At 64.9% G+C, this 25,000-nt stretch carries 22 protein-coding genes; 7 read left to right on the top strand and 15 right to left on the bottom strand.

The genetic code is table 11. The features are described 5' to 3' along the window. Positions 1-196: 196 nt before the first annotated feature. Positions 197-679, top strand: a complete 483-nt coding sequence (locus tag NLM32_RS15840; protein ID WP_254129877.1) for a cupin domain-containing protein — start codon at positions 197-199, stop codon at positions 677-679. A 99-nt stretch (positions 680-778) separates the two neighbouring features. Then, entirely contained in the window at positions 779-1,981 is a 1,203-nt protein-coding gene (locus tag NLM32_RS15835) for an MFS transporter (protein WP_254129876.1), read from the top strand. Here the strand turns inward: NLM32_RS15835 and ccoS are convergent. The 10 genes from ccoS to NLM32_RS15785 form a co-directional block, all read right to left on the bottom strand. Beyond that, complete coding sequence (gene ccoS, locus NLM32_RS15830) at positions 1,978-2,148, bottom strand: cbb3-type cytochrome oxidase assembly protein CcoS (RefSeq protein WP_254129875.1); 171 nt, start codon at positions 2,146-2,148, stop codon at positions 1,978-1,980. The genes NLM32_RS15835 and ccoS overlap by 4 nt on opposite strands. Further along, positions 2,148-4,337: a cation-translocating P-type ATPase gene (locus tag NLM32_RS15825; protein ID WP_254129874.1), complete on the bottom strand. Its 2,190-nt coding sequence runs from the start codon at positions 4,335-4,337 to the stop codon at positions 2,148-2,150. The genes ccoS and NLM32_RS15825 overlap by 1 nt, the downstream gene beginning before the upstream one ends. A gap of 9 nt (positions 4,338-4,346) precedes the next feature. Beyond that, entirely contained in the window at positions 4,347-4,832 is a 486-nt protein-coding gene (locus NLM32_RS15820) for a FixH family protein (protein ID WP_254129873.1), read from the bottom strand. A gap of 28 nt (positions 4,833-4,860) precedes the next feature. Further along, entirely contained in the window at positions 4,861-6,327 is a 1,467-nt protein-coding gene (ccoG, locus tag NLM32_RS15815) for a cytochrome c oxidase accessory protein CcoG (protein ID WP_254129872.1), read from the bottom strand. A gap of 205 nt (positions 6,328-6,532) precedes the next feature. Next, on the bottom strand, positions 6,533-7,408 hold the full coding sequence (ccoP, locus tag NLM32_RS15810; RefSeq protein ID WP_254129871.1) for a cytochrome-c oxidase, cbb3-type subunit III: 876 nt from the start codon (positions 7,406-7,408) through the stop codon (positions 6,533-6,535). A 6-nt stretch (positions 7,409-7,414) separates the two neighbouring features. Next, positions 7,415-7,579, bottom strand: a complete 165-nt coding sequence (locus NLM32_RS15805) for a cbb3-type cytochrome c oxidase subunit 3 (protein WP_128953085.1) — start codon at positions 7,577-7,579, stop codon at positions 7,415-7,417. A 13-nt stretch (positions 7,580-7,592) separates the two neighbouring features. Beyond that, entirely contained in the window at positions 7,593-8,327 is a 735-nt protein-coding gene (gene ccoO / locus NLM32_RS15800) for a cytochrome-c oxidase, cbb3-type subunit II (protein WP_254129870.1), read from the bottom strand. Between the two features lie 10 nt (positions 8,328-8,337). Then, a complete protein-coding gene (gene ccoN / locus NLM32_RS15795; RefSeq protein ID WP_254129869.1) occupies positions 8,338-9,987 on the bottom strand; it encodes a cytochrome-c oxidase, cbb3-type subunit I in 1,650 nt (549 codons plus the stop codon). A 304-nt stretch (positions 9,988-10,291) separates the two neighbouring features. Beyond that, positions 10,292-10,717 (bottom strand): HPP family protein, encoded by a 426-nt coding sequence (locus NLM32_RS15790; RefSeq protein WP_254129868.1) that lies wholly within the window; start codon positions 10,715-10,717, stop codon positions 10,292-10,294. Positions 10,718-10,754: 37 nt separating this feature from the next. Continuing rightward, entirely contained in the window at positions 10,755-11,588 is an 834-nt protein-coding gene (locus tag NLM32_RS15785) for a universal stress protein (protein WP_254135316.1), read from the bottom strand. A 202-nt stretch (positions 11,589-11,790) separates the two neighbouring features. Between NLM32_RS15785 and fixL the strand changes: the two genes are divergently transcribed. The 4 genes from fixL to NLM32_RS15765 all read left to right on the top strand — a co-directional run bounded on the left by fixL (position 11,791) and on the right by NLM32_RS15765 (position 15,599). Then, a complete protein-coding gene (gene fixL, locus NLM32_RS15780) occupies positions 11,791-13,308 on the top strand; it encodes a sensor protein FixL (protein ID WP_254129867.1) in 1,518 nt (505 codons plus the stop codon). 3 nt (positions 13,309-13,311) lie between these two features. Then, positions 13,312-13,929 carry a response regulator FixJ gene (gene fixJ / locus NLM32_RS15775; RefSeq protein WP_254129866.1) on the top strand — a complete coding sequence of 206 codons (618 nt, stop codon included), beginning with the start codon at positions 13,312-13,314 and terminating at the stop codon, positions 13,927-13,929. A 73-nt stretch (positions 13,930-14,002) separates the two neighbouring features. Further along, a complete protein-coding gene (locus NLM32_RS15770) occupies positions 14,003-14,422 on the top strand; it encodes a response regulator (protein ID WP_254129865.1) in 420 nt (139 codons plus the stop codon). 478 nt (positions 14,423-14,900) lie between these two features. After that, positions 14,901-15,599, top strand: coding sequence for a helix-turn-helix domain-containing protein (locus tag NLM32_RS15765; protein WP_254129864.1), 699 nt, complete (start codon positions 14,901-14,903; stop codon positions 15,597-15,599). A gap of 39 nt (positions 15,600-15,638) precedes the next feature. Here the strand turns inward: NLM32_RS15765 and NLM32_RS15760 are convergent, their stop codons facing one another. From NLM32_RS15760 to NLM32_RS15745, 4 genes are read right to left on the bottom strand one after another with little or no spacing between them, the layout of a single operon-like run. After that, complete coding sequence (locus NLM32_RS15760) at positions 15,639-16,949, bottom strand: MFS transporter (RefSeq protein ID WP_254129863.1); 1,311 nt, start codon at positions 16,947-16,949, stop codon at positions 15,639-15,641. A gap of 23 nt (positions 16,950-16,972) precedes the next feature. Continuing rightward, the gene (locus NLM32_RS15755) at positions 16,973-17,494 is read right to left on the bottom strand and encodes a PRC-barrel domain-containing protein (RefSeq protein WP_254129862.1); all 522 of its coding nucleotides are present in this window, start codon (positions 17,492-17,494) and stop codon (positions 16,973-16,975) included. 22 nt (positions 17,495-17,516) lie between these two features. Further along, positions 17,517-19,721: an amylo-alpha-1,6-glucosidase gene (locus NLM32_RS15750; protein WP_254129861.1), complete on the bottom strand. Its 2,205-nt coding sequence runs from the start codon at positions 19,719-19,721 to the stop codon at positions 17,517-17,519. A gap of 59 nt (positions 19,722-19,780) precedes the next feature. Then, positions 19,781-21,544, bottom strand: a complete 1,764-nt coding sequence (locus NLM32_RS15745; protein ID WP_254129860.1) for an ABC transporter ATP-binding protein — start codon at positions 21,542-21,544, stop codon at positions 19,781-19,783. Between the two features lie 274 nt (positions 21,545-21,818). On the opposite strand from NLM32_RS15745, the gene NLM32_RS15740 reads away from it, so the two are divergent. Next, positions 21,819-22,889 (top strand): glycosyltransferase family 4 protein, encoded by a 1,071-nt coding sequence (locus tag NLM32_RS15740; protein WP_254129859.1) that lies wholly within the window; start codon positions 21,819-21,821, stop codon positions 22,887-22,889. 173 nt (positions 22,890-23,062) lie between these two features. Here NLM32_RS15740 and NLM32_RS15735 read toward each other — a convergent pair whose 3' ends face one another. Then, on the bottom strand, positions 23,063-24,994 hold the full coding sequence (locus NLM32_RS15735) for an alkyl/aryl-sulfatase (RefSeq protein ID WP_254129858.1): 1,932 nt from the start codon (positions 24,992-24,994) through the stop codon (positions 23,063-23,065). Positions 24,995-25,000: the final 6 nt, after the last annotated feature.

Genomic DNA, 25,000 nt, shown 5'->3' with positions numbered 1-25,000 from the left:
CCGCGATCCAACACCTGATCCCGATCGTGCGGAAATGCCGTTTCACAATCGGTTCGATAGCGCCAGCGTATCGCGCCACCATAGCGCCGGGCTATCGCGCCGAGAGCGAAAGGGCATTTCAGGACGAGCGCCGCTTCGACGAAACTCCTGGCATAGCCGGTAACCATCTCGGTAGCGGCCAACACAGGAGACTTCCATGCTCAAGCATCGCACATTGTCGCACGTGATCTGGCCGGGCCTCGCCCTCTTCGGCGCGTTGACGCTCTCCGCGCAACCGGTGTTCGCCGGTGAATGCCCGGCCGACAAGATCAAGGCGAACGCACACCAGATGGTGGACTATAAACCAGTCGGCGTCACCGACGTCACGCTCGGCGCGATCGACCTCGGCAAGCAGCCGGCGCACATCGAAGGCCGGGAGCTGCGCTTCCGCAAGCTGACCATCGAGCCCGGCGGCATCGTGCCCTGGCACAGCCATGACGATCGCCCTGCCCTGATCTTCGTGCAGCAAGGCGAGATCGTCGAGCACGCTTCCAATTGCATCGATCCGATCGTGCACAAGGCAGGCGACATTCGCCCCGAGGTGTCCGGCACCTCGCATTGGTGGAAGAACCTCGGCAAGGAAACGGTCATTCTCTATGTCGGCGACGTCCGCAAGGACCCTGCCGACCACAACATGTAACGAGCGCCCCAGCCCCAGCGTACTCGTTACATGATGTGGCGTCCGGCCTCCCTGCCCCAGGCGTGCCGGGCGCCACTTGTTCATCGGAGATGCCGCGAGATGATCGATCTGTCCGCACAGATGAAGCCGACCGTGATGGCGATGGATGCGCATTCCCCGGGTTTCGCGTTGCGCTCGCTCGTGATCGGCCTCATCGCGTTCCTGACCGTCGTCGACCTGTTCGCGACGCAGGCGATCCTGCCCTCGCTCACGCGCCATTACGGCGTCACGCCGGCGGCGATGGGCTTTGCCGTGAACGCCAGCACCTTCGGTATGGCGGCATCCAGCCTCGTCGTTGGCGTCCTCAGCCCACGCATCGAGCGTCGGACCGGCATCCTGCTCAGCCTCCTGCTGCTCGCGATCCCCACGAGCCTGCTGGCGTCCGCGCCTAATCTTGCCGTCTTCACAACCTTGCGGGTCGCGCAGGGCCTGTGCATGGCCGCGGCCTTCGCCCTCACGCTCGCCTATCTCGGCGAACAGTGCAGCGCCATGGATGCCGGCGGCGCGTTTGCCGCCTATATCACTGGAAATGTCGCGAGTAACTTGGTCGGTCGGCTGGTGTCAGCGGCGGTCGTCGACAGCCTCGGCCTCGCCTGGAACTTCTACTTTTTCGCCGCCCTTAATCTGGCCGGTGCGGCACTTGTCTATTTTACCATCAAGCGCGTGCGACCGATGCGCCCGATGATGCCGGTGTCATCGCCGCTGGCAGCGATGATGTCCCATTGGCGCAGACCGCCCCTGCGTGCAGCCTTCGGCATCGGGTTCTGCATCCTGTTCGCATTCATCGGCACTTTCACATTCGTCAACTTCGTGCTGGTCCGGCCGCCGCTCTCGCTCGGGATGATGGACCTCGGCCTGATCTATTTCGTCTTCCTCCCGTCGGTGGTGACGACGTTGCTGGCCGGCAAGGTCGCCTCGCGCCTTGGGACGCGGTCGACAATCTGGGGATCGCTTGTTGTCGCCGGAGCCGGGCTGCCGCTGATGTTGACGTCTCATCTCGGCGCGGTGCTCGCCGGCATGGTTCTGGTCGGAGTCGGGACTTTCTTTGCCCAAGCAGCCACCACGGGCTTCGTCGGTCAGATGGCTACCGACAACCGCGGCGTCGCCAGCGGCACGTATCTCGCCTGCTATTTCTGCGGTGGACTGGTCGGCACGGCCGTGCTGGGCCGGCTGTTCGACGCCTTTGGCTGGCACGCCTGCGTTGCCGGCGTCGGCGCAGCCCTTGCTGCCGCCGCTCTCCTCACCTTCGGCCTGAAGCGCTAGCGCTTGGCAGACAATTCCTGTGGCGGCGGCTCATCATCCGCAATGGCGCGCCAGGCGGCGCCGTCGAGATCGTCGTACTGGCCGCTGCGGAGCGACCAGAGGAAGGCGGCAAGGCCAGCAAGACCGAGCATCAGCGCCAGCGGCACCAGGAAGACGAGTATCTCCATCACATGATCTCCCGCGTGCGGCTGCGGGCCCGCAGCGAGTTCAGCATCACCAGGATCGAGGATCCGCTCATGGCGGCCGCGGCAATCAAGGGCGTCACCACGCCGCTGATCGCGACGGGCACGGCGATCACATTGTACCCGATCGCAAGCCAGAGGTTCTGCCGCATCAGATGCAGCGCGTTTCGCGCGGAATCGATCGCGGCGACGACGGGGCCCAGCGGCCGGCCGAGGAAGACGAGATCGGCGGTGGCCTGGCTGAGATGTGCAGCCGAAATCGGCGACATCGAGACATGCGCGGCCGCGAGCGACGGCGCATCGTTCATGCCGTCGCCGACCATCAGCACCCTGGCGCCGCGCCGCTTCAGCTCCTCGATCCGCGCGATCTTGTCGGCCGGCGTGACGCCGGCGCGCCATTCGGCGATGCCGAGCGCGTGGGCCGCCGCAATCACCGCGGGCTCGCGGTCGCCGGAGAGAATCTCGATGCCGATGTGGCGATCCCTGAGCGCGGCAATCACGGCCTGCGCATCCGGACGCAGGCCCTGCCGCACCGACAGGATGAATTTCTCGTCGTCCCTCCTGAAGGCCACAACGGAGGCTTCGGGATCAAGATCGGCGCCGACGACCAATGCCTCGGCGCCGCAGAAGGACGGACGGCCGAGACGGATCTCGACGCCGTCGACAGTTGCGCGGACGCCCTGCCCCGCCTCTTCAACCGCGCCGACGATCGGCGATGTCGCGCCGGCGGCCTGCGTGACCGCGGCGGCGACGGGATGATGGCTCGACAGCGCGAGCCGGCCGGCGAGCGCAAAAATGTCGGCGGGGATATCGGCCGCATTGGTCACGTCGAGATCGGGCAGCGTCAGCGTGCCGGTCTTGTCGAAGATGACGTGGTCGGCTTCGGCGAGGCGCTCGATGGCATCGCCGGAATTGAGCAGCACGCCGGACTTGAACATCGCACCCGAGGCCACCGTCTGCACGGTCGGAATCGCGAGCCCGAGCGCGCAGGGACAGGTGATGATGAGCACCGCGACGCCGGTGACGATCGCATCATGCCAGCTCGCGCCGAACGCGACCCAGCCAAGGATGGTGATCAGCGCGGTCGCATGCACCACGGGCGCATAGAGCCGCGAGGCGCGGTCGGCGAGCCGCATGTAGCGCGAGCGCGCCTGCAGCGCGTGGTCGAGCAGCCGCGTGATCTCGGCAAGCAGCGTCGCTTCCGACGCCGCCGAGACCCGCACCCGCAGCGCACCGGAAATATTCATCGAGCCCGCATAGACCGGCGTGCCCTGCTCGGCCGTGACATAGAGCGTCTCGCCGGTGATCAGGCTCTGGTCGATCTCGGAACGGCCCTCGATCACGGTGCCGTCGACGGCACAGCGCTCGCCCGGCCGCAGCAGCACGATGTCACCGGGATGGATCGCCGCGACCGGAACCTGCGAGATCTCATCGAGCCCGACGAACTTTGCGGCGGTTTCCGCCTTCAGCGCGGCGAGATTGCCCGCGACCGCACGCGTCCGCCGCCGCATGTTCTGGTCGAGGAAACGGCCGATCAGCAAGAAGGTCAGCAGCATGATCGCCGCGTCGAAATAGGCGTGCTCGGCGTGATGGATGGTCTCGACCACGGACATGCCGAGCGCAAGGCACACGCCGATCGAGATCGGCACGTCCATGTTGGTCGTCTTGTTCGACAGCGCGTGCCAGGCGGAGCGGAAGAACGGCTGGCCGGCATAGGCCGCCGCCGGCAGCGCGATCAGCGCCGACAGCCAGTGGAAGAAGTCGCGCTGCTCCGGCAGCATGTCCGAGACGTTGCCCGACCACACCGGGATCGACAGCATCATCACGTTCATGGTGGCAAACGCGGCAACGCCGAGGCAGCGCAGCAGGAAGCGCGATTCCGCGACCTCGCTCGCCTCTGCACTCTCGGTCTCGTAGGGATAGGCCTTGTAACCGAGCTCCTCGAGGCGATCGATGAAGCGTGCGGGATCGAGCGCGCCCTCTTTCCATTCCAGCGCGACGCGCCGGTCGGTGAGGTTCACGCGCGCCAGCGTGACGTCGGGAATGGCCGAGAGGCCGCGCTCGATCTTGGCCATGCAGCCCGCACAGTGAACGCCCTCGACCGCGAGATCGATGTGCCGGAGGCCGGTGCCCGCGGCGCGGACGTAGTGAGAGAAATCACGTGTCACCTGCATGGCGAGACCTCAGTTCAGGATCACGCGGTTGCGCGACAGGAACACGCGCTCGCCCCTGGCGTCGCCTTCTATGACGAGATCCCACTGGCCAGGCGCGACGGAGGTGGCATTGCCGCGATAGATGCCGATACCGGCCTCCGCGAGCGCGACCGCGAGGTCGGCGCGCTTGTCGGTCGGACGCTCCAGGCGGCCGCCGAACTTCAGCCCGGTCAGCGGCTGGCCGGCGGCGTCGCGCGCTTCGACCTGAAGCACGGCATTGCCGTCGGCGCGTCGCTCGATATGCGCGCTCACCTTCCATCCGCGCGCGGCCTGGTCCTGCGCCGCCGAGATCTCGCGATCGTAGGCGAGGCCCGCGGCATAGGGGCTGTCCACGTCGGTGCCGGGCAGCGTCGCAATCGCGAGCTTCATCATGGTGACATTGACGCCGATCACGACGCCGAAGAAGGCGACCAGCATCAGGAACACCTTGGTTCCGGTCAGCGGCTTGATGGCCATTTCAGTCTCCAGATCCTACATGCGACTCTTACGGCGCGACGAAATTGTCGGTGGTGGTGGCGACCTCGCCGAGCCCGATATCGGTAACGTGGATGCGCACCGGGATCGACTTCTCCGGATTGCTGTCGGCCGGCGCGGTGACGAGCAGCCGCAGCTCGCTGGTCGAATCGCGCGGGATCACGATCATCGGCCTGTCGGGCGTCACGGAATCGACGCCGACGACGTGCGTGGTCAGATTGACCGGGCCGTCCGCGTCGATCGCGACGACGCGGTCATAACCGCTCTTGTTGAGCAGCCGCACCGTATAGGCGTTGCGGATCGAGCCGTCGCTGAGCTTGACCGCGACCGGGTTGCGGTCGTGCAGCACGTTGATGTCGAGCAGAGTGCGGGTCGCCAGCACGTAGAGCATGATGCCGCCGACGGCCGCGATGATCGCACTGTAGGCGACGGTGCGGGCGCGGACGATGCGATAGATCGGCGCCTTGCCTTCCTGGCGCCGCTGGATGTTGATGTCGTTGTCATAGCCGATCAGCCGCTTCGGCCGCCCGATCTTGGTCATGACGTTGTCGCAGGCGTCGATGCAGAGCCCGCACTGGATGCATTCGAGCTGCGGTCCATTGCGGATATCGATGCCGGTCGGGCAGACCGCGACGCATTGATAGCAGTCGACGCAATCGCCGACCGGCTGCCCGAGCGCACGCAGCTCGGCGGCCTTCTTCACCGAGGTGCGCTTCTCGCCGCGATCGTAACGGTAGGTGACGTTGAGCGCCCATTCGTCGGTGAGCGCGGCCTGGATGCGCGGCCAGGGGCACATATAGGTGCAGACCTGCTCGCGCATGAAGCCGGCGAGCAAATAGGTCGTCGCCGTGAGGATGCCGATCCAGATATAGGCGATCATCGGCGCCTGAAAGGTCAGGAGCTCCTTCACCAGCGTCGGGGCGTCGTTGAAATAGAGCACCCACGCGCCGCCGGTCCACCAGGCGATCATCAGCCAGATCGCATGCTTGAACGCGATCTCCGAGACGCGCCTGAGCGTCAGCCCGCCGCCAGACTTGTCCTTGCGCATCCGCTCGCGGCGGTCGCCTTCGACGAAGCGCTCGACGGCGTAGAACAAATCGGTCCAGACCGTCTGCGGGCAGAGATAGCCGCACCAGATGCGGCCGCCGACCGAGTTCATCAGGAACAGCGCCACCGCGGCGACGATCAGCAGGCCCGTGAAGTAGTAGATCTCCTGCGGCCACAGCTCGATGAAGAAGAAGTAGAAGCGGCTGTTGGGAAGATCGATCAGCACCGCCTGGCTCGGGGCGCCAAGGCCGCGGTTCCAGCGCACGAAGGGCAGGAAATAATAGACGCCGAGGCAGAACGCCATCAGGCCCCATTTGATCCGGCGGAAGGTGCCGGAGATGCTCTGGGGATACACCTTCTTCTGGGCCACATAGAGCGGTCCGTTGTCGTCGTCCGATGTGAGCTCGTTCGGGTTCACGGTCTTGTTCATCGCTTGAGGCGTCTCGAAAAGGTGCGATTAAACCTAGCCCCGGCGCCGCCGCGTCGATTGATCCAGCTCAAGCAGGGGCATTTTTGTTCACGCGGTTGCGTGGCCTAAGTCCGAGATGAGACTCGACTGGTCCCCCGAAGAAGGTGCGTTCCCTCCCCCCTTGCGGGGGAGGGAGCGCGCACAAAGGACAAGCTCCTCACCACTTCTACTTGCCGCCGCCCAGCGAGTGGACGTAGACCGCCATCGCCTTGATGGTGGAGGGATCGAGCCGTCCTTCCCAGGCCGGCATGACGCCCGCGCGGCCCTGGCTGATCGTCTCGATCAGGGTCGCCTCGTCCGAGCCATAGAGCCAGATCTTGTCGGTCAGATTGGGCGCGCCGAGCTCCGGGTTACCCTTGCCGCCATCGCCATGGCAGGCGACGCAATTGTCCGCGAAGATCTTCTCGCCCTTGGCGGCGTCAAAACCCTTTCGGGTCGGGAGGCCCGACAGCCAGCGGACATAATTGGCGACCGTGACGATCTCGTCCGGCTTCAGCACGCCGTCCTTGCCGAAGGCGAGCATCTGGCCCTCATGGGTCTTGGCATGGCCGGAGCGCGCGCCGAACTGGATGGTCTGCATGATCTGGTCGAGCGTGCCGCCCCACAGCCAGTCGTCGTCGTTCAGGTTCGGAAAGCCCTTGGCGCCGGCGCCGCCCGAGCCGTGACACGGCGCGCAATTGTCGCCGAACACGGTCTTGCCCTTGGCTCGCGCGAGCGCCAGCAAGGCCGGGTCCTTCTCGATGTCGGCGAGCGAGGCCGCGCCGAGGGCGGCCATCTTTTCACCCCGGATCTTCTCGAGATTGGCAAGCTCGACCGCGACGTCGGCGCGCGAGGAGTAGCCGAACAGGCCCGTCGTATTGCTCGCGATCAGCGGCCAGGCCGGATAGACGATCCAGTAGCCGATCGCCCAGACGATGGTGAGGTAGAAGGAGATCACCCACCAGCGCGGCAGCGGCGTGTTGAGCTCCTTGATGCCGTCCCATTCATGTCCGGTCGTGGACTTGCCGGTGACGGAATCGAATTCGCCATGATGATCGGTCATGATCTCTCACTCCTCCCGCAGCGGCAGGCTGGCCGCTTCGTCGAACGCGGCCTTGTTGCGGGGCCAAAACGCGTAGGCGATGATCGCGAGAAAGATCGCGACGAAGACCGGCGTCCAGATGGTGGTCACGAGACTGGATGCGAGATTGTCGAGTGTCAGGATGGCTTTCATCGGTGATGCCTTCTCAGCGAAGATTGGCTTTCTCGTTGTACAGCTTGAAGTCGACCAGGGTGCCGAGCATCTGCAGGTACGCGATCAGCGCGTCCATCTCGGTCGGCGTTCCCGTCTTGCCGTCGAAATTGCGCACGGCCGCCTTGGCGTAGCGCTTGGCGAAGGCATCGGTGCCGGCATTGTCCGGATCGGCCTGGGCCTTCATGTCGGCGGCCGCGTTGGCGATCTGGTCGTCGGTGTAGGGAACGCCGACGGCCCGCAGCGTACGCATGTGGTCGGCGATCGTCGCGGGATCCACCTCGGTCGAGCTCAGGAACGGATAACCCGGCATCACCGACTGCGGCACGATCGCGCGCGGATTGGTCAGATGGGTGACGTGCCAGTCGTCGGAATATTTCGCGCCGACACGGGCGAGATCGGGACCGGTGCGCTTCGAGCCCCACTGGAACGGGTGGTCGAACATGCTCTCGGCGGCGAGCGAGAAGTGGCCGTAGCGCTCGACCTCGTCGCGCAAGGGACGGATCATCTGCGAATGACAGAGATAGCAGCCCTCGCGGACATAGACGTTGCGCCCCGCCAGCTCCAGCGGCGTGTAGGGCCTGACACCGTCGACCACCTCGATCGTGCTCTTGAGGTAGAACAGCGGCGTGATCTCGACGAGACCACCGATCGCGATCACCAGCAGAATGCCGACGATCAGGATGATGGAGTTCTTTTCGAAGATTTGGTGGCGTGTCCAGAACGACATGGAAAGCTCCTCATTCCGCCGGCTGAAGAGCGACGGGCATCTGGACTTCCTGCTCGCCGACGCGAACCGTCATCCAGAGATTGTAGGCCATGATCAGCGCGCCGATCAGGAACAGACCGCCGCCGGCGGCGCGAATGACGTAGAAGGGGTGCATCGCCTCGACGCTCTCGATGAAGGAATATTCGAGGAAACCGAGCGAGGTGTAGGCGCGCCACATCAGGCCCTGCAGGATGCCGGACACCCACATCGCCGAGATGTAGAGAACGATGCCGAGCGTCGCGATCCAGAAGTGCCAGTTGACGAGCTTCAGGCTGTAGAGCCCCTTGCGATTCCAGACCCACGGAACCAGGCAGTACAGCGCACCGAAAGAGACGAAGCCGACCCAGCCGAGCGCGCCGGAATGCACGTGGCCGATGGTCCAGTCGGTGTAGTGGCTGAGCGAGTTGACCACCTTGATCGACATCATCGGACCTTCGAAGGTCGACATGCCGTAGAAGGCGACGGAGACGACGAGCATGCGCAGCACGGGATCGGTGCGCAGCTTGTCCCAGGCGCCCGACAGCGTCATCAGGCCGTTGATCATGCCGCCCCATGACGGCATCCACAGCATGATCGAGAAGGTCATGCCGAGCGTCTGCGTCCAGTCCGGCAATGCCGTGTAGTGCAGATGGTGCGGGCCGGCCCAGATGTAGAGGAAGATCAGCGCCCAGAAGTGGATGATCGAGAGCCGGTAGGAATAGATCGGCCGCTCCGCGCGCTTCGGAATGAAGTAGTACATGATGGCGAGGAAGCCGGCGGTCAGGAAGAAGCCGACCGCGTTATGGCCGTACCACCACTGGAACATGGCGTCCTGGATGCCACCCCACGCGACATAGGATTTGGAGCCGAAGAACGACACCGGCAGCGCGGGGTTGTTGCCGAGATGGAGAACCGCGATCGTCACGATGAAGGCGAGATAGAACCAGTTCGCAACGAAGATGTGCGGTTCCTTGCGCTTCATGATCGTGCCGAGGAAGACCAGCAGATACGTGACCCAGACGATGGTCAGCCAGAGATCGGCGTACCATTCCGGCTCGGCATATTCCTTCGACTGGGTGACGCCGAGCAGATAGCCCGTGCCCGCGACGAGGATGAAGTAATTGTAGCCGAGCACGACGAACCAGGGCGCGAGATCGCCGGCCAGCCGCGCGCGACAGGACTTCTGCACGACGTAGAGCGAGGTGCCGACCAGCACGTTGCCGCCGAAGGCGAAGATCACGGCGGAGGTGTGCAGCGGCCGCAACCGGCCGAATTGAATCCAGGGCAGATCGAAGTTCAGCGCGGGCCAGGCCAGCTGCGAGGCAATGATGAGGCCGACCAGAAAGCCCGCGATACCCCAGACCATCGCCATGACGGCGGTGAACTTGATCGGGCCCATATTGTAGTTGGGACGGCCGTTGATCTCCGCGGGCGGCAGCGCCGCCGGGCGATCGTAGTAGCGGTTGATGATGAAGAACACCGCGGCCAGGCTCGCGGCGGCGCTGAGACCGGCGTGGAAGGCGAATGGCGCGTCGAGCGCCTTGGCCGAGGCGACCAGGCACAGGAAGGCGAAGACCGCGAAGACGAGCGCCAGGCCGGCTTCGCCTGTCGTCATGGTTTTGGTGATGGTGGGCTGGGGCATCGCGGATTCTCTCTGAAAGAACACGCCGCCAGAAACCACATTCACCCTCGCGGGGAATTGATTGAAATCAAGACTTGCGGTTCAGTTCTTCATATCCGAGGGGCAATTTTTGGGAGTGTCCCGCGTTTTGCGGCGCGGCCAGTGACAGTGCCCTCTCCCCTTGCGGGAGAGGGCAGCGAGGACAGTGCGGCAGGCTCGCTTGGGTGAGGGGTGTGCTGCTCAGAAGCAGTCTCTCCGAGGATAGAGACCCCTCATCCGGCGCTTCGCGCCACCTTCTCCCGCAAGGGGAGAAGGAAGGAAGAAGTCACTCGCTCGCGGTCGCCTTCAGCGCTGCGATGACATCCTCGCGCGCGATGATTCCGACCAGTTTTTGCGTGCCGTCGAGCACGATGATGCTGCGGATGCGATGCTCGACCATGATCTGGAGGACGCGCGTCAGGCGCGTGTCGGGGCTGACATAGATGAACTCGGGCGTCATGACGTCGCCGACCTTGCGGCTCATCAGGTCGTGATAGCGCGGCAGCATCTGGCTCGGCGTGAAGGCAAAGCACTTCAGGATGTCGAATTTGGTGACGATGCCGACGATTTGCCCGTCGTCCTCGACCGGATAGGAGTTGAAATCGTCCCGCTCGAACATCTCGCTGAGCGCGAGCAGATCATGGTCGCGCTGCACCGTCCTGACGTTCCGGGTCATGTAGCCGCTGGCGGTCTGCTCAAGGAATTTGTACACGGCGCGTCCTCATCGATTGTGGCTGTGTTCGAGGCCGTCAATGCGACAGCAGCACGCAGCGTGCGGTTTGCGTGACCAGAGATTGAGTGACGCCGCCGAGAATCAGCTCGCGGAAGCGGGAATGACCGTATGCGCCTGCGACGATCAGGCCGGCACCGACATCGCCGGCAACCCGCTCCAATTGCACGGCAGCGGTTTCGTTCCCCGTGGCTTCGGGGACGCGCGCTGTCGCGGTGACGCCGTGGCGGGCAAGCCAGGCGGCAACATCGCCAACACGCGCCATCGCTGCCGACCGGTCGTCGCCCTCTTCCGGAATCTCGACGATAGCGACGTCCTTCGCCTTGCGCAGCAACGGCAGCGCATCGGCCACCGCCCGCCGCGACTCGGGCGTGTCCTTCCAGGCCACCAGCACGCTGCGCAGATCGAGCCAGTCGATCCGGTCGGGCACGAACAGCAGCGGCCGGCCGGCCTGCATCACCAGATCCCTCGGGCTTACCAGCGAAAAGGCATCGGAGAAGACCGGGCTCTGCCCGCCGCTGACGATGATGTCGGCACAGCGCGCCTGCGCCAGGACGTATCGTGCCGGAAAATCCGTGGCGCTGCGCCATTCGACGCGCGCACCGCGAGTGCTGGTCGCGCCGCGGAATTCCGCCTCCAGATCGGCCAGGCACCGCTTGACGGAATCCTCCTCCTCATCGAGCAGGCGCTGGGCCTCGGCACCATCGGTGAAAAAAAGCGGCGGCGCGAACTTTGCCGCGGCGACCCCGACGAGCGCGGCCTCGAATCGTTCGGCGAGCTCGCCTGCGACCCGAAGGCGCGGCTCGTTCGGCTGATCGAGCGCGAGGCTGACCATCACGGTGGCATATGTCATGGGGCGTCTCCGAACCAATCGATTGGCGCGAAATCTAGCCTCGCCGGCGCGGAGCAAGATGAGATAGATCAAATCGCCCCACGCGATTCAGCGGCAAATCCGTCAATGGAATCAGACATCCGAACTTGCTTCGGAGCCGCCCTTGGGCGAAATTGTCGAGACGTTCGCAACACCTCGTCACGCAACAGAATGGAGCCCTTGCTTGTCGCCGACCCGCGTGACGCATCCGCCAGACGATCATCGCGGCGAGCATTTCCGGGTCCGGATCGAGGGGTTCGGCGTTGGGACCTGGGATCTCGACCTCACGACGCGCGAGCTGGAATGGTCGGAAACCGCGCGGATGCTGCTCGGCGTCGAGCGCGGCAGACCTGCGAGCTACGACCTGTTCCTGTCGCGCCTTGCGCCCGACGACCGCGCGCGCGTCGAGACCGCGATCAAACAGGTCTCCGAGCATGGCGGCGGCTTCGACGTCTCTTTCAGGATCGCCGGCACCTCCGACCGGGGCCAATGGATCAGGGCCCGCGCCGGCCTGATCAGGGATGAGGCCGGCCTCGCACGCCATCTCAGCGGCATCCTCCTCGACATCGACGAGGAGAAGCAGGTCGAGGAAGCGCTACGCACGCGCGAGACCCACCTCCGCTCCATCCTGCATACCATTCCCGACGCCATGATCGTCATCGACGGTCGCGGCATCATGCAGCTGTTCTCGACCGCCGCCGAGCGCCTGTTCGGCTGGTCCGAGCAGGAGGCGATCGGCCAGAACGTCAGCATCCTGATGCCGGAGCCGGACCGCACCCGCCACGACAGCTACATCGCGCGTTATCGCTCCACCAACGATCCGCACATCATCGGCATCGGCCGCATCGTCACCGGCAAACGTCGCGACGGCACCACCTTCCCGATGCACCTGTCGATCGGCGAGATGCAGTCCGGCGGCGAACCCTATTTCACCGGCTTCGTCCGCGACCTCACCGAGCATCAGAAGACCCAGGCACGGCTGCAGGAATTGCAGTCCGAACTCGTCCACGTCTCGCGGCTGACGGCGATGGGCGAGATGGCCTCCGCGCTCGCCCACGAGATCAACCAGCCCTTGGCGGCGATCAGCAATTACATGAAGGGATCGCGGCGGCTGCTCGCCGGCAGCACCGATCCCAACACTGCGAAGATCGAGAGCGCGCTGGACCGCGCCTCGGAACAGGCGCTGCGCGCCGGCCAGATCATCCGTCGCCTGCGCGACTTCGTCTCCCGCGGCGAATCCGAGAAGCGGGTCGAGAGCCTGTCGAAGCTGATCGAGGAAGCCGGCGCGCTCGGCCTTGCCGGCGCGCGCGAGCAGAGCGTGCAGCTGCGCTTCAATCTCGATCCCGGCGCCGACCTCGTGCTCGCCGACCGGGTGCAGATCCAGCAGGTGCTGGTCAATCTGTTCCGCAACGCGCTGGAAGCGATGGCGCAGTCGTCGCGGCGCGAACTCGTTGTGACGAACAAGCGCATCGATGACGACATGATCGAGGTCGAGGTGTCGGACTCCGGCTCCGGCTTCCAGGACGACGTCATTCCAAACCTGTTTCAGACCTTCTTCACCACCAAAGAGACCGGCATGGGCGTGGGATTGTCGATCAGCCGCTCGATCATCGAAGCTCACGGCGGCCGCATGGTGGCCGAGAGCAACGCATCGGGCGGCGCGACATTCCGCTTCACCCTGCCGGCAGCCGACGAGACCTGAGCCATGACGACCAAGGGACATGTTTACGTCATCGACGACGACGAGGCGATGCGGGACTCGCTGAACTTCCTGCTGGACTCGTCCGGCTTCGGCGTCACGCTGTTCGACAACGCGCAAAGCTTTCTCGACGCCCTGCCCGGTCTCGCCTTCGGCTGCGTCGTCTCCGACATCAGGATGCCGGGCCTCGACGGGATCGAGCTGCTGAAGCGGATGAAGGCACAGAGCTCGCCGTTTCCGATCCTGATCATGACCGGCCACGGCGACGTGCCGCTGGCCGTCGAGGCGATGAAGTTAGGGGCCGTCGACTTCCTGGAAAAACCGTTCGAGGACGACCGTCTCACCACCATGATCGAGACCGCGATCCGCCAGGCGGAGCCTGCCGCCAAGAACGAGGCCATTGCCCACGACATCGCCGCCCGCGTCGCCTCGCTGAGTCCCCGGGAGCGACAGGTCATGGAAGGGCTGGTCGCCGGCCTCTCCAACAAGCTGATCGCCCGCGACTACGACATCAGCCCGCGCACCATCGAGGTGTACCGCGCCAATGTCATGACCAAGATGCAGGCGGGCAGCCTGTCGGAGCTGGTGCGGCTGGCGATGCGCGCCGGCATGCTGAAGGATTGAGGCAAACCGGCTTGAGACAGGCCCGGTTGAGCTAAGTCAAAACGGAAGGGTCCAGCTGTGCTAGCCAGGTGGGATGATCGAGATCGTCTCGCACCAGCAGCGGCCAATGGCATCATCCGCACAGCCTATCGTCTACGTGGTCGACGATGACGACGCCGTGCTGGGATCGCTGCGCTTCCTGCTGGAAACCGACGGCTTTGCGGTGCGGACCTTCCGGAACGCCACCGCGCTGCTCAACGCGACGAACCCGCCCGGCGCCGACTGCTACGTCATCGATTACAAGATGCCCGATATCAACGGCATCGAGCTGGCCGGCCGCTTGCGCCAGTCCGACGGCGACACCCCGGTGATCCTGATCACCGGCTATCCCGACGGCAACATCTCGGCCCGCGCCGCGGCCGCAGGCGTGAAAGACGTGATTTTGAAGCCGCTTCTCGACGAGAACCTGGTCAAACGCATCCGCCATGCCATCCAGAACAGACGCGGAAACTAGGCATGGCCTCAGAACGCGCTCCTGTACTGCGAAAGCTCGCTGTGAGGACCGTAAATCCACATCGGCTCGCCGCACTCGCTTGGGCCGTGATCGGTCGTGCAGGCCGCGCTCCACGGCGGAGCTGCGATCTGGCGGCCTTCGATCGGATTTGAATACAATCGGCCGGCGACAGTGTCGACTCGCGGCCGGGCTGTCCCTGCCGTGGCCAGCGACGGCAGCAACAACAAGGCGACCAGAAGTGGGATAAATCTCGCTGTCATCGGGCATCTCCGCTGGCGTGAACGCTTCCGATGACATGACTTGCCCTGGAGACCAGATATTTCCCGGACACCGAAGTGTGAAGATCGGGGTATCCCGGCTCTGCGGCGGCCCCGACCTACGGGATTCTACGTAAGGGGCTCCCCTTAAGATATCTCGCGAAATTTTCGAAGCACCCGATACCGCGTACCAAGGCGTCATCACAACGGAGATGGCGCAGATGCTGACCGAGACGCTCAACACCCAGGCGATCAACACGCAAGTTCGTGGCAAGATCGCCCCTGCCCGTCCCGCGTCCGACCAATTCGGTGCGATCACCGGTCATGTCGGCCTGGTCGCTACCGAGTTCTGCTACCGCAAGGACGAGGAGATCTACGGCGAGGACGAGCCGGCGGAATATGTCTACCAGGTCGTCTCCGGCGCGGTCCGCACCTACAAGCTGCTCTCCGACGGCCGCCGCCAGATCGGCGCCTTCCACCTTCCCGGCGACGTGTTCGGCCTTGAATCCGGTGCCAGCCATCGCCTCGCCGCCGAAGCCATCATCGACACCAATGTGCGCCTGGTGAAGCGGGCGAGCCTCGAGAAGGCCGCCGGCACCGACGTGCAGGTTGCCCGCAAGCTCTGGGCCATGACGGCCGGCGAGTTGCGCCATGCCGAAGACCACATGCTGCTGCTCGGCCGCAAGACCGCGATGGAGCGGGTTGCGACCTTCCTGCTGGAAATGGATCGTCGCCTGGCCGTTGCCGGCATGATGGCGCTGCCGATGTGCCGCCGCGACATCGGCGACTATCTCGGCCTGACGCTCGAAACCGTGTCGCGCGCGCTGTCGCAGCTTCACGCCCAGGGCATCTTGGGATTTTCCGGCGCCCGCCAGATCGTGCTGCGCAACCGCCAGCGCCTGCACAATCTCGACGCCTGATCGTCTTCTCTTCCCCCACTGATGGCCGGCTGATCGCGTTCAGCCGGCCATTTCTTTGGCCGCGATGCCCGTGCGCCGGGTCTCCGGCATCACGAACAGGATCAGCAACAGCCCTGCCGCCGCGATGCTCGCCAGCCCGAAGAACGCGGTGGCATTACCGAACTGGTCGCTGACATAGCCGCCGAGCGCGGTGCTCAAGGACGCGCCGATGCCGGTTGCCGTGCCGACGATGCCCTGCGCCAGATTGAAGTGCCCGCTGCCGAAGGCGACGTCGGCCACGATCAGCGGGATCATCACCGCAAACACCGCCGCGGTGAAACCGTCGAACACCTGCACCAGCACCAGCAGATAGGGATCGCGCACGGTCGCGAACAGCAGGCCGCGGATCGTCAGCGCGCCGAACCCGATCAGCAGCAGCGGCCGCCGGCCCCAGAGCTGCGCCTTGCGCCCGACCGTCGGCGACAACAACGCGACGATCGCCTGGGGCACGACAATGCAGAAGGCAACGAGCACCGTCGCCCATTGACTCGACCGCGCCGTCACCGCGCTCGCCATCAGCGGCATCATCGAGGCGTTGGCGAGCTGCAACAGCAGGACGCTGAGCGCGAAGACGATCAGCGGCTTCTGCCGGATCAGATGCCAGATATTGGTGTCGCCCGGAACCGGCGCCTCACGCGGCATCTCGCCGTGGCAGCGCGCGATATCGACTTCCTCCTCGCGAATGCGCGACAGCGCGATCAGCGTCGGGATCGCGAGCAGGAAGGTGACGAGGAACACCGATCGGCTGGAGAGAAGATATCCGGCGGTCCCCATCACCGCGGCGGCGACGCCGTTGCCGAGCGAGGCAAAGCGCGCGTTGCGGCCGAGCCGCTCGCCGATCTTGAGTGGACCGACCAGACCAAGGCTGATCGCCGCGATCGCAGGCCCCAGCACGCAGCTCGCCGCGGCGTGCAGCGTGGCGGCGGCCACCACGACGGGAAAGATCGGCATCGCCGCATAGGCGAGCGCACAGCAGCCGATGGTCACGATCGCGAGCGCCGCGACCAGCCGCTCGGATTTCGCGGCATCGATGATGGCGCCGCCCGGCATCTGCCCGATCAGCGCGACGATGCCGCCGATCGACAGCACGAAGCCGATCTCGACCTGCGTCCATTTCTGCGTGGTCAGGTAGACGGCGATGAAGGGCCCGAAACCGGTCTGCACGTCGGCGAGGAAGAAGATGAACCAGTCAAGGCCGCGCAGGCTCCGGCGCGACGGCTCTGGAATGGCCGCAACGACGGGTGCGGCGACGTTGTCGTGTTCAACGCGTCCCTCGCGATCTGCATGGTTCGGCTTCCTGGACAACAGCACAGGTGGTCAGCCCTCCCCCCTCCTCATTGGATGGCTTGCAGCGGCTGAAGGCTGCCGGACGCGCCGAGCACGACCATCGGCGTGTCCTCCTTGTATTCCGGCGCGGCCGCGACCTGCGCCTTGGTCAATTCCAGCGTAATGCTGTCCTTCTTGTTGACGATCTTGCCGAACCGCATCGCGTTCCAATCCACCACGATCTTGCGGCTGCCGACGCCGAGGAAGCCGCCGAAGTCGATCACGGCGGCGCGCACATGGCCGGTGAGATCGACGATGACGTCGACGATATGGCCCATGTCCTCATCCGCAGCACTGCGCACGTCACGGCCGAGCACGCCGTGGGCGTCGCTGGCGCCGATGATCGTCACCGACGGCGGCGGCGCCGCATCCTTCGGCGTGACGGGCACCACCGAAGCCGGCGGCTGCGCCGTCGGCGGTGCATTCGCCTCGGTCGCGGCCGCGGGCGGGTCTTCCGCGGCGCGCGATACCGCAACCGTCAATCCCGCGACGATCGCGGCGCTCAAGGCCAACCATCCGGCGCTACGCATGAACCCTCCTTGCCGCGGCTCCCTAGCGCGCCAGCACGATCGACACCTGGATCTGGCCGCGCGTGCGCAACACTTCCAGCGCCACGTCGTGACCGTGGCGGATAACCCGCAGATCGACGCTGGACTCCCCGAGTTGCAGATCGTGCAGGATGACCTCGTTCAGGAACGGCGGCAGATGCGGATTGCGCAGGCGTATCTCGCCGCGCGCGACATCGAACTCGATGCCGAGCGCCGCCTCCAGCAGCGTGAACGGCGTTGCGCTGGCCCAGGCCTGCGGGGCGCAGGCGACCGGATACAGCGTCGGGCCGCGCCGCTTCTCGCGGCGGAAGCCGCAGAACAGCTCCGGCAGCCGTCGCAAATCCATATAGGTTGCGGCATCGAACAGGCCTTTGAACACATGTGCGACCGAGTGCTTGAGCCCGTAATAGGCGAGCCCAAGCGCGATCAGCGCATTGTCGTGCGGCCAGATCGATCCGTCGTGATAGGACATCGGGTTGTAGCGCACCTCACCGCGCGCGACGGTGCGAATGCCCCAGCCCGAGAAGAAGTGCGGCCGCATCAGATCGGCAGCCACAAGACGGGCGCGGTCCTCGCGGATCATGCCGCTGAACAGCACCTGCCCGGCATTCGAGGTGCGGACCTCGCATCGCCGCTTCTTGCCGTCGAGCGCAAGCGCGTAGGTGCCAAGCTCCTCGCACCAGAACGCCTCCTCGAAACGCTCGGCGAGCGCCTTGGCCTCCGCCTCGAGCTTCCCGGCGATATCAGGCTTGCCGAGCCGCAGCGCGCAACGCGCGGCGAGCTGCTTTGCGGCGTAGACATAGCCCTGGACTTCTGCGAGCGCGATGTTGCCCTCCGCGAGCTTGCCGTCGGCATGGAAGATCGCGTCGAAAGAATCCTTCCAGCCCTGGTTGGCGAGCCCCTTCTCGGTCGCGCGCTGGTATTCGACAAAGCCGTCCTGGTCGGGGTCGCCGGGGCCGTCGATCCAGGCGAGCCCGGCCTCGATCGCAGGCCACAGCTCGGTCAACGTCTTCTCGTCGCCGGTGCGCTCGAAATAACGTCCGGCGAGCAGGACGAACAAGGCGGTCGAATCCACGCTGCCGTAATATTGCGAGAACGGCACCTCGCGCAGCGCCGCCATCTCGCCGCCGCGCATCTCGTGCAGGATCTTTCCCGGCGCAGCATCGGCGAGCGGATCGACGGCCTTGGCCTGGAAATGCGCCAGCCGCCGCAGCACGCCCTTGGCCACCCGCGGATCGACCCACAGCATCTGCAGCGCCGTGATCAATCCATCGCGGCCGAACGTCGTCGAATACCAGGGAATGCCGGCATAGGGGTAACGCCCTTGCGGCGTCTCCGTCATCAGCATGTTGAGGTCGGCCATGGCCTGGCACAGCACCTCGTTGAAGATGTTGTTGGATGTCTCGATGCTGGCCGCGCCGACCGTCGACTGCCGCATCTCGCGGCGATGCGCCAGCAGACCCCTGAAGAAACGCGCCGGCTTCTCCGCGATCGGACGGTTGCAGGACACGGCGACGAACAGCGACTTGGACTCATGCGGATCCAGCTCGAGCTGCCAGGTCGCCGCATTGACCGAGAGCCGTGTCGGACGCGGATCGAAATGGAGCCCCGTGGTCCGCTCGGCTTCGTCGAGACCGCGATATTCGAACAGGACGTCGGTCGGCCCGAGCAGCTTGCTGGTGCCGGTGCCGCGGCGCGGCCGCCGCTCGCCGCGCACCTCGAACAGATCGGCAAAATCGTTATCGAACAGCAGCGTCAGCTCGAAACTGGCGCGCTGCTCGCCGTGGTTCTGCAGCCCGATGCGCTGATACGCCGTGCCGCGCCACAGGAAGATCGTGCGCACGATGTGCAGCAGGTCCTTTTGCAGGACAATGCGACCCTGGCGATAGATGTCGGGATTCGTCAGGTCGACCGTCAATCCCGAATTGTCGTCGCGCAGGTTCGAGCCGAGCAGGAGCGGCTGGAGATCGTCGAGCACGAGCTCCAGTCGCGCCAGATAGCGCGTGTCATGGTTGAACAGGCCATCCGGCCCGCCGGCCGACGCGCCGATGTCGCCATGGCTGTCCAGCACGATGAATGTATCGTCGTGCTTGAGCGAGCGACGGGGCCGCGCGGCAGGCCCCGTCATCGGAATGTAGAACGCTTGCTCCGCGACGGTCTCCATCGTCTGCGATGCCGGGACGATCTTGGTTGCGGCTTCGGCTGCCATGAGCTGCTCCCCTGCGGCCTGTGTTTCGAACGCGACCAACGCAAACGCAACTGTTGGGTTTACGCGGCGAACTTCGCGAGCCGGCTCATTTCCTGCGTCACCAGTTCACGGTACGGACCGTGGCCCTGCATCAGCCGGTCGGGCGCGCCGTCTTCGATGATCTTGCCGTGCTTGAGCACGATCACCCGGTCGAAATTGCGCAGCGTCGCAAGGCGATGCGCGATCGCGATCACGGTGCGGCCCCGCATCAGGCGCGCCAGCGCCTCGCGGATTGCCTCCTCCGACTCGCTGTCGAGCGCCGCAGTCGCCTCGTCGAGCAGCAGGATCGGCGCGTCCTTGACGAAGGCGCGCGCGATCGCGATACGCTGGCGCTGGCCGCCGGACATCTTCACACCGCGGTCGCCGACCATGGTGTCGAGCCCGTCCGGCAGGCTGTCGATGAAATCGCAACGCGCGGCAATCGCCGCCCGCAGCACCTCGTCGTCGGTTGCGTTCGGCCGACCGTAGCGGATGTTCTCGCGGATCGAGCGGTGGAACAGGGAAATGTCCTGCGGCACCACCGAGATCGCCTCGCGCAGACTCTGCTGCGTCACCATGGCAATGTCCTGGCCGTCGACGGTCACACTGCCCTCGTCCACATCGTAGAAACGTTGCAGCAGCGTGAAAAGGGTCGACTTGCCGCCGCCGGATTGGCCCACCAGGCCGACGCGCTGGCCGGGCTGCAGCCGCAGGCTGAAGCGTTCGAAGATCTTCTCCGCGCCGGGATAGCCGAAGGTGACATTGTTGTACGCGATCGCAGCGCCGCTCTTGACCAGCGGCTCCGCCTCGGGGTGATCCTTCAGTTCATGCGGCGTCAGCAGCGTGGCGATCGCCTCGGTCAGGCGCGCGACATGTTGCGTGACGTCGACCAGCGCCACCGCGAGATCGCGCGTCGCGCTCAGGATGGAAATGCCGAGGGTGCAGACCAGCACGACGTCGCCGGTGGTCGCCTCACCCTGTTGCCAGAGCGTGACCGCCCAGGCCATCAGCGCGACGGTCAGAAGCACGGTCACGGCTGCGTGGAACAACCGCAGCTTCTCCAGATAACGCAGGCTGCGCCCGCGCGCATTGACTTCCCGGTTCACTGTGGCATCGAACCGCTCATGCTCGTGGCCGATGCCGCAGAAGGCGCGCACCAGCGGCATGTTGCTGATGACGTCGATCATCTCGCCATCGACGGCGGCCGCCTTGTCGGCGAAGTCGTCATGCAAAGGTTTGCCGGCCGCGGCCAGACGGAACATGGCGATCACCATGCCGCCGGCGATCACGATCAGGCCCGCGGCCATATAAGGGCTCACGGTTCCAATCAGCATGATTGCCGCAATTGTGGCAATGCACGGCGGCAACACATTCCAGACGAACATGTTCTCGACGGTGAACACCGCATTGGATGTGGCGGTAATGCGGCTGGTCAGCATGCCTGGCATGCGGTCCGAGAAGTAGCTCGGCGCGTGTCCGGTCAGATGACGAAATATGTCACGGCGTAGATCACCCGTGACACGCACGAAGGTGAAGCTCGCTGTCCAACTCGCGATCCGCCACAGGAAGTTGTCGGCGGCGATCAGCGACATGAGCAGAATGAATGCCAGCCATACGCTTCCGCCATGAGAGGTTCCCGCGGACAAGGCGTCGACAAGCGATTTGACGCCATACTGCGTGCCTACCGAGCAGGCAACTGCTGCAACGACGGCGCCAAGGATCACCAGATGTGACGCCAATCGACGCCGTAGATAGCGCAAGACAAAGGCAAATGGCCTGCGCGCATATCCAGAGAGATGATCCATTCGCTGCGACCCCGTCGTGATGGTTTCAATTTTTCTCTTAGCCGATTGAACATCGACCGCTTCGCCTCGGTTCCCGGGCGAAACCATCACGACATGCGGATGCGGACGATGTGAGATGAGGTGATGGCATCATCGCGGCCACGCTGCAGTGTGTCGAAGAAGTAACGTTCGGGAGAAGGAACTTCGCAAATGCGAGAACGTTCCCTCCCCGGCATGCCGGTGCCGAACTCGGTAGGGGCTTAAACTTCCATGATCGCACAAAGGAGATGGTGAGATGCGCATCGCGCAGGTAGCTCCGTTGACGGAGGCTGTTCCACCCAAGCTGTATGGCGGCACCGAGCGGGTGGTGCATTGGTTGACGGAAGAGTTGGTTGCCCTTGGTCACGACGTCACGCTGTTCGCCAGCGGCGACTCGCAGACGTCGGCGAAGCTGGACGCATTATGGCCGCGGGCGCTTCGCCTCGACGGTTCCGTGCGCGATCCCAATGCCCTGCACATGGTGCTCCTGGAACGCGTGCGGCAAAAATGTGACGACGAGGAGTTCGACTTCCTCCACTTCCATCTCGACTATTATCCGTGGTCGCTGTTCCACCGGCAGCCGACGCCTTTCGTCACCACGCTGCATGGCCGGCTCGATCTGCCGGAGCATCAGCCTGTCTTCAACACATTCTCCAAAATGCCTGTCATCTCGATCTCGAACGCTCAGCGCCGGCCGGTGCCGCAGGCGAACTGGGTGACGACGATCCACCACGGCCTGCCGGAGACCCTGCTGACGCCGAAGCCGGCGAAGCAGGAATATCTCGCCGTGCTCGGCCGCATCGCGCCGGAGAAGGGCGTCGATCGCGCCATCAAGATCGCGATGCATTGCGGTATCCCGCTGAAGATCGCGGCCAAGGTCGATCGCGCCGATCAGGACTATTACGACGAGCTGATCAAGCCGATGATCGTCAACAACCCGCTGGTGGATTTCATCGGCGAGATCAGCGATCACGAGAAGTCCGATTTCCTCAGCGGCGCGCTCGGCCTGCTGCTGCCGATCGACTGGCCGGAACCGTTCGGCCTCGTCATGATCGAGGCCATGGCCTGCGGCACGCCGGTGGTCGCTTTCAACCGAGGCTCGGTGCCGGAGATCATCGACGAGGGCCTCACCGGCTTCGTGGTCGAGGACATCCTCAGCGCCGCCGGCGTCGTCAACCGCCTGGCGCAGCTCGACCGCACCGCCATCCGCAAGCAGTTCGAGAAGCGCTTCACGGCGCGGCGCATGGCACTCGACTATCTCGCCGCCTATCGCAGCCTGACCGAGGCCACTGCGCCGCGGATCAAGCTGGTGAGCAGCGCGGAGTAAGTAACTCCCACCAACAGTGTCGTCCCGGACAAGCGAAGCGCAGATCCGGGACCCATACGCCGCAGCAACGGTTTGGCGAAGACTCGGAGTGACCAGTCTCGCGCCAAACTTCTCTCTGGGGTTATGGGTCCCGGCCTGCGCCGGGACGACACCGAGATTGTTGTGACAGATCGCTACCCCACCACCGCCCGCTTCGGCTCCACGATCTCGAACATCCGCGGGAATTCATCCATCAATCCCATCAGCTCGGCGAGCTTCATCGGGTTGCCCGACAGCTTGACCTTGCCGGCCGCGACTGCTTCCGGAAAGCTCGTCAGCTTCGCGATCACCTCATCCAGCGTGGCCCGCGCCAGCGTGAAGCTGGCATCGGCGTTGTCGGCCTGCACGCCTTCCGTATAGGTCAGCGCGCAGTTTTCGAGATTGAGCACGAAGGTCTCGCCGGTATCCGAGAAATTCCAGTTCAGCACGATATGCTTGCCCTCCGCCTTCGGGCCGTTGAGGCGGATGCCGAGCACGTCCCACAGCTGTGAGGTGCGCAGCGCGGCCAGCGTCTCGCGCGGCATCGGTGCGCGCGGCGGCGTCTTCGGCATGCCCTGCCGCAATTCCTGGGCACCGAACAGATAGGCGTTGCGCCAGGTCGAGCTCTCGGCGGCATAACCGAGCTGCTCCAGCGTATCGGCCAGCAATACGCGCGCAGCCGGATTGTCCGGCTCGGCGAAGACGAGATGGCCGAGCGCCTGCGCCACGAAGCGGAATTCGCCCTTGTCAAAATCCGCAGCAGCGCGCGTCAGGATCGCGTCGGCGCCACCCATGTACTCGACATATTTCTTGCCCGACTCCACGGGCGGCAGCGGATCGAGATTGACCGGGTTGGCGTCGTACCAGCCGAGATATTTCTGGTAGATCGCCTTCACGTTATGGCGGATATGGCCGTAATAGCCGCGGCCGTGCCAGGCGCCTTCGAGACTTTTCGGCAGCTGGATCGCCTCGGCGATCTCGGCCGCATTCAGCCCGTGGTTCATCAGCCGGATGGTCTGGTCATGCGCGAATTTGTAGAGGTCGCGCTGCTCGCGGATCATGGTGTCGATGCGCTCGCGTCCCCACACCGGCCAGTGATGCTGGCCGCACATCGCTTCGGCCCTGCCGCCCCACAACTGCAGCGCCTCGTTGAGATATTTCGACCACGCCAGCGCATCGCGCACGTCGGCGCCGCGGAACGGCAGCAGATTGTGGAAATTGTGCGTGCAGTTCTCGGCGAGGTTCAAGAGCTTGTAGCGCGGGAGGAAGAAGTGCATCTCCGCCGGCGCTTCGCTGTTCGGCGCCATCTGGAATTCGAATTCGACGCCGTCGATGACGCGCTTGTCGCCGGTCGCCATGATCAGGTCGGTCGGCCGCAGCAGCGCCACCGCCCCCGCTGCCATGGTCTTGCCGAGGCCGCAATCGACCTGCCCGCGCACGCCCTTGGCGAGGAACGGCCCGAACTGGTATTGCGCCCGCCGCAGCATCGCCGGTCCCGCGATGATGTTCTCGGAGACGGCGTGCTCCATGAACAGGTTCGGCGCGATGATCGGCACGCGCCCTGTCGCCAGCGCATCCTCTTCCAGCACACCGCGCGCGCCACCCCAGTGGTCGGTATGGGTGTGGGTGAAAATGATGGCCGCGACCGGCTTCAGGCCGCGGTGCTTGTAGTAGAGATCGAGCGCGGCGCGCGCGCCTTCGATCGAGGTCAGGGTATCCACCACGATGACGCCGCTGTCGCCCTCGATGAGCGTCATGTTGGCGATGTCGAGCCCGCGCACCTGGTAGACGCCCGGCACGACCTCGAACAGGCCGTGCTGCATATTGAGCCGCGACTGCCGCCACAGGCTCGGGTTGACCGTCGGCGGCGCCTGCTCGGCGGACAGAAAGCCATAGGGCTCGAGGCTCCAGACCGTCCGCCCCTGCGGGTTTGTAATCTTCGCGTTGTCGATCGTGCCGAGAAAGCCGCGCGCAGCGTCGTCGAAATCCCGTGTGTCGGAAAACGGCAGCGCATTCAGCATCGCCGATTGCTGCGCAATGACGGACGGCGTTGCGTCCTTCGGCTCATTGCTGGAAATCTCGGTCATTTTTGT

This window comes from Bradyrhizobium sp. CCGUVB14, assembly GCF_024199935.1.
Taxonomy (GTDB): Bacteria; Pseudomonadota; Alphaproteobacteria; order Rhizobiales; family Xanthobacteraceae; genus Bradyrhizobium.
Note: the sequence above shows the minus strand (reverse complement) of the source record. Positions and strands in the feature narration are given on the sequence as shown.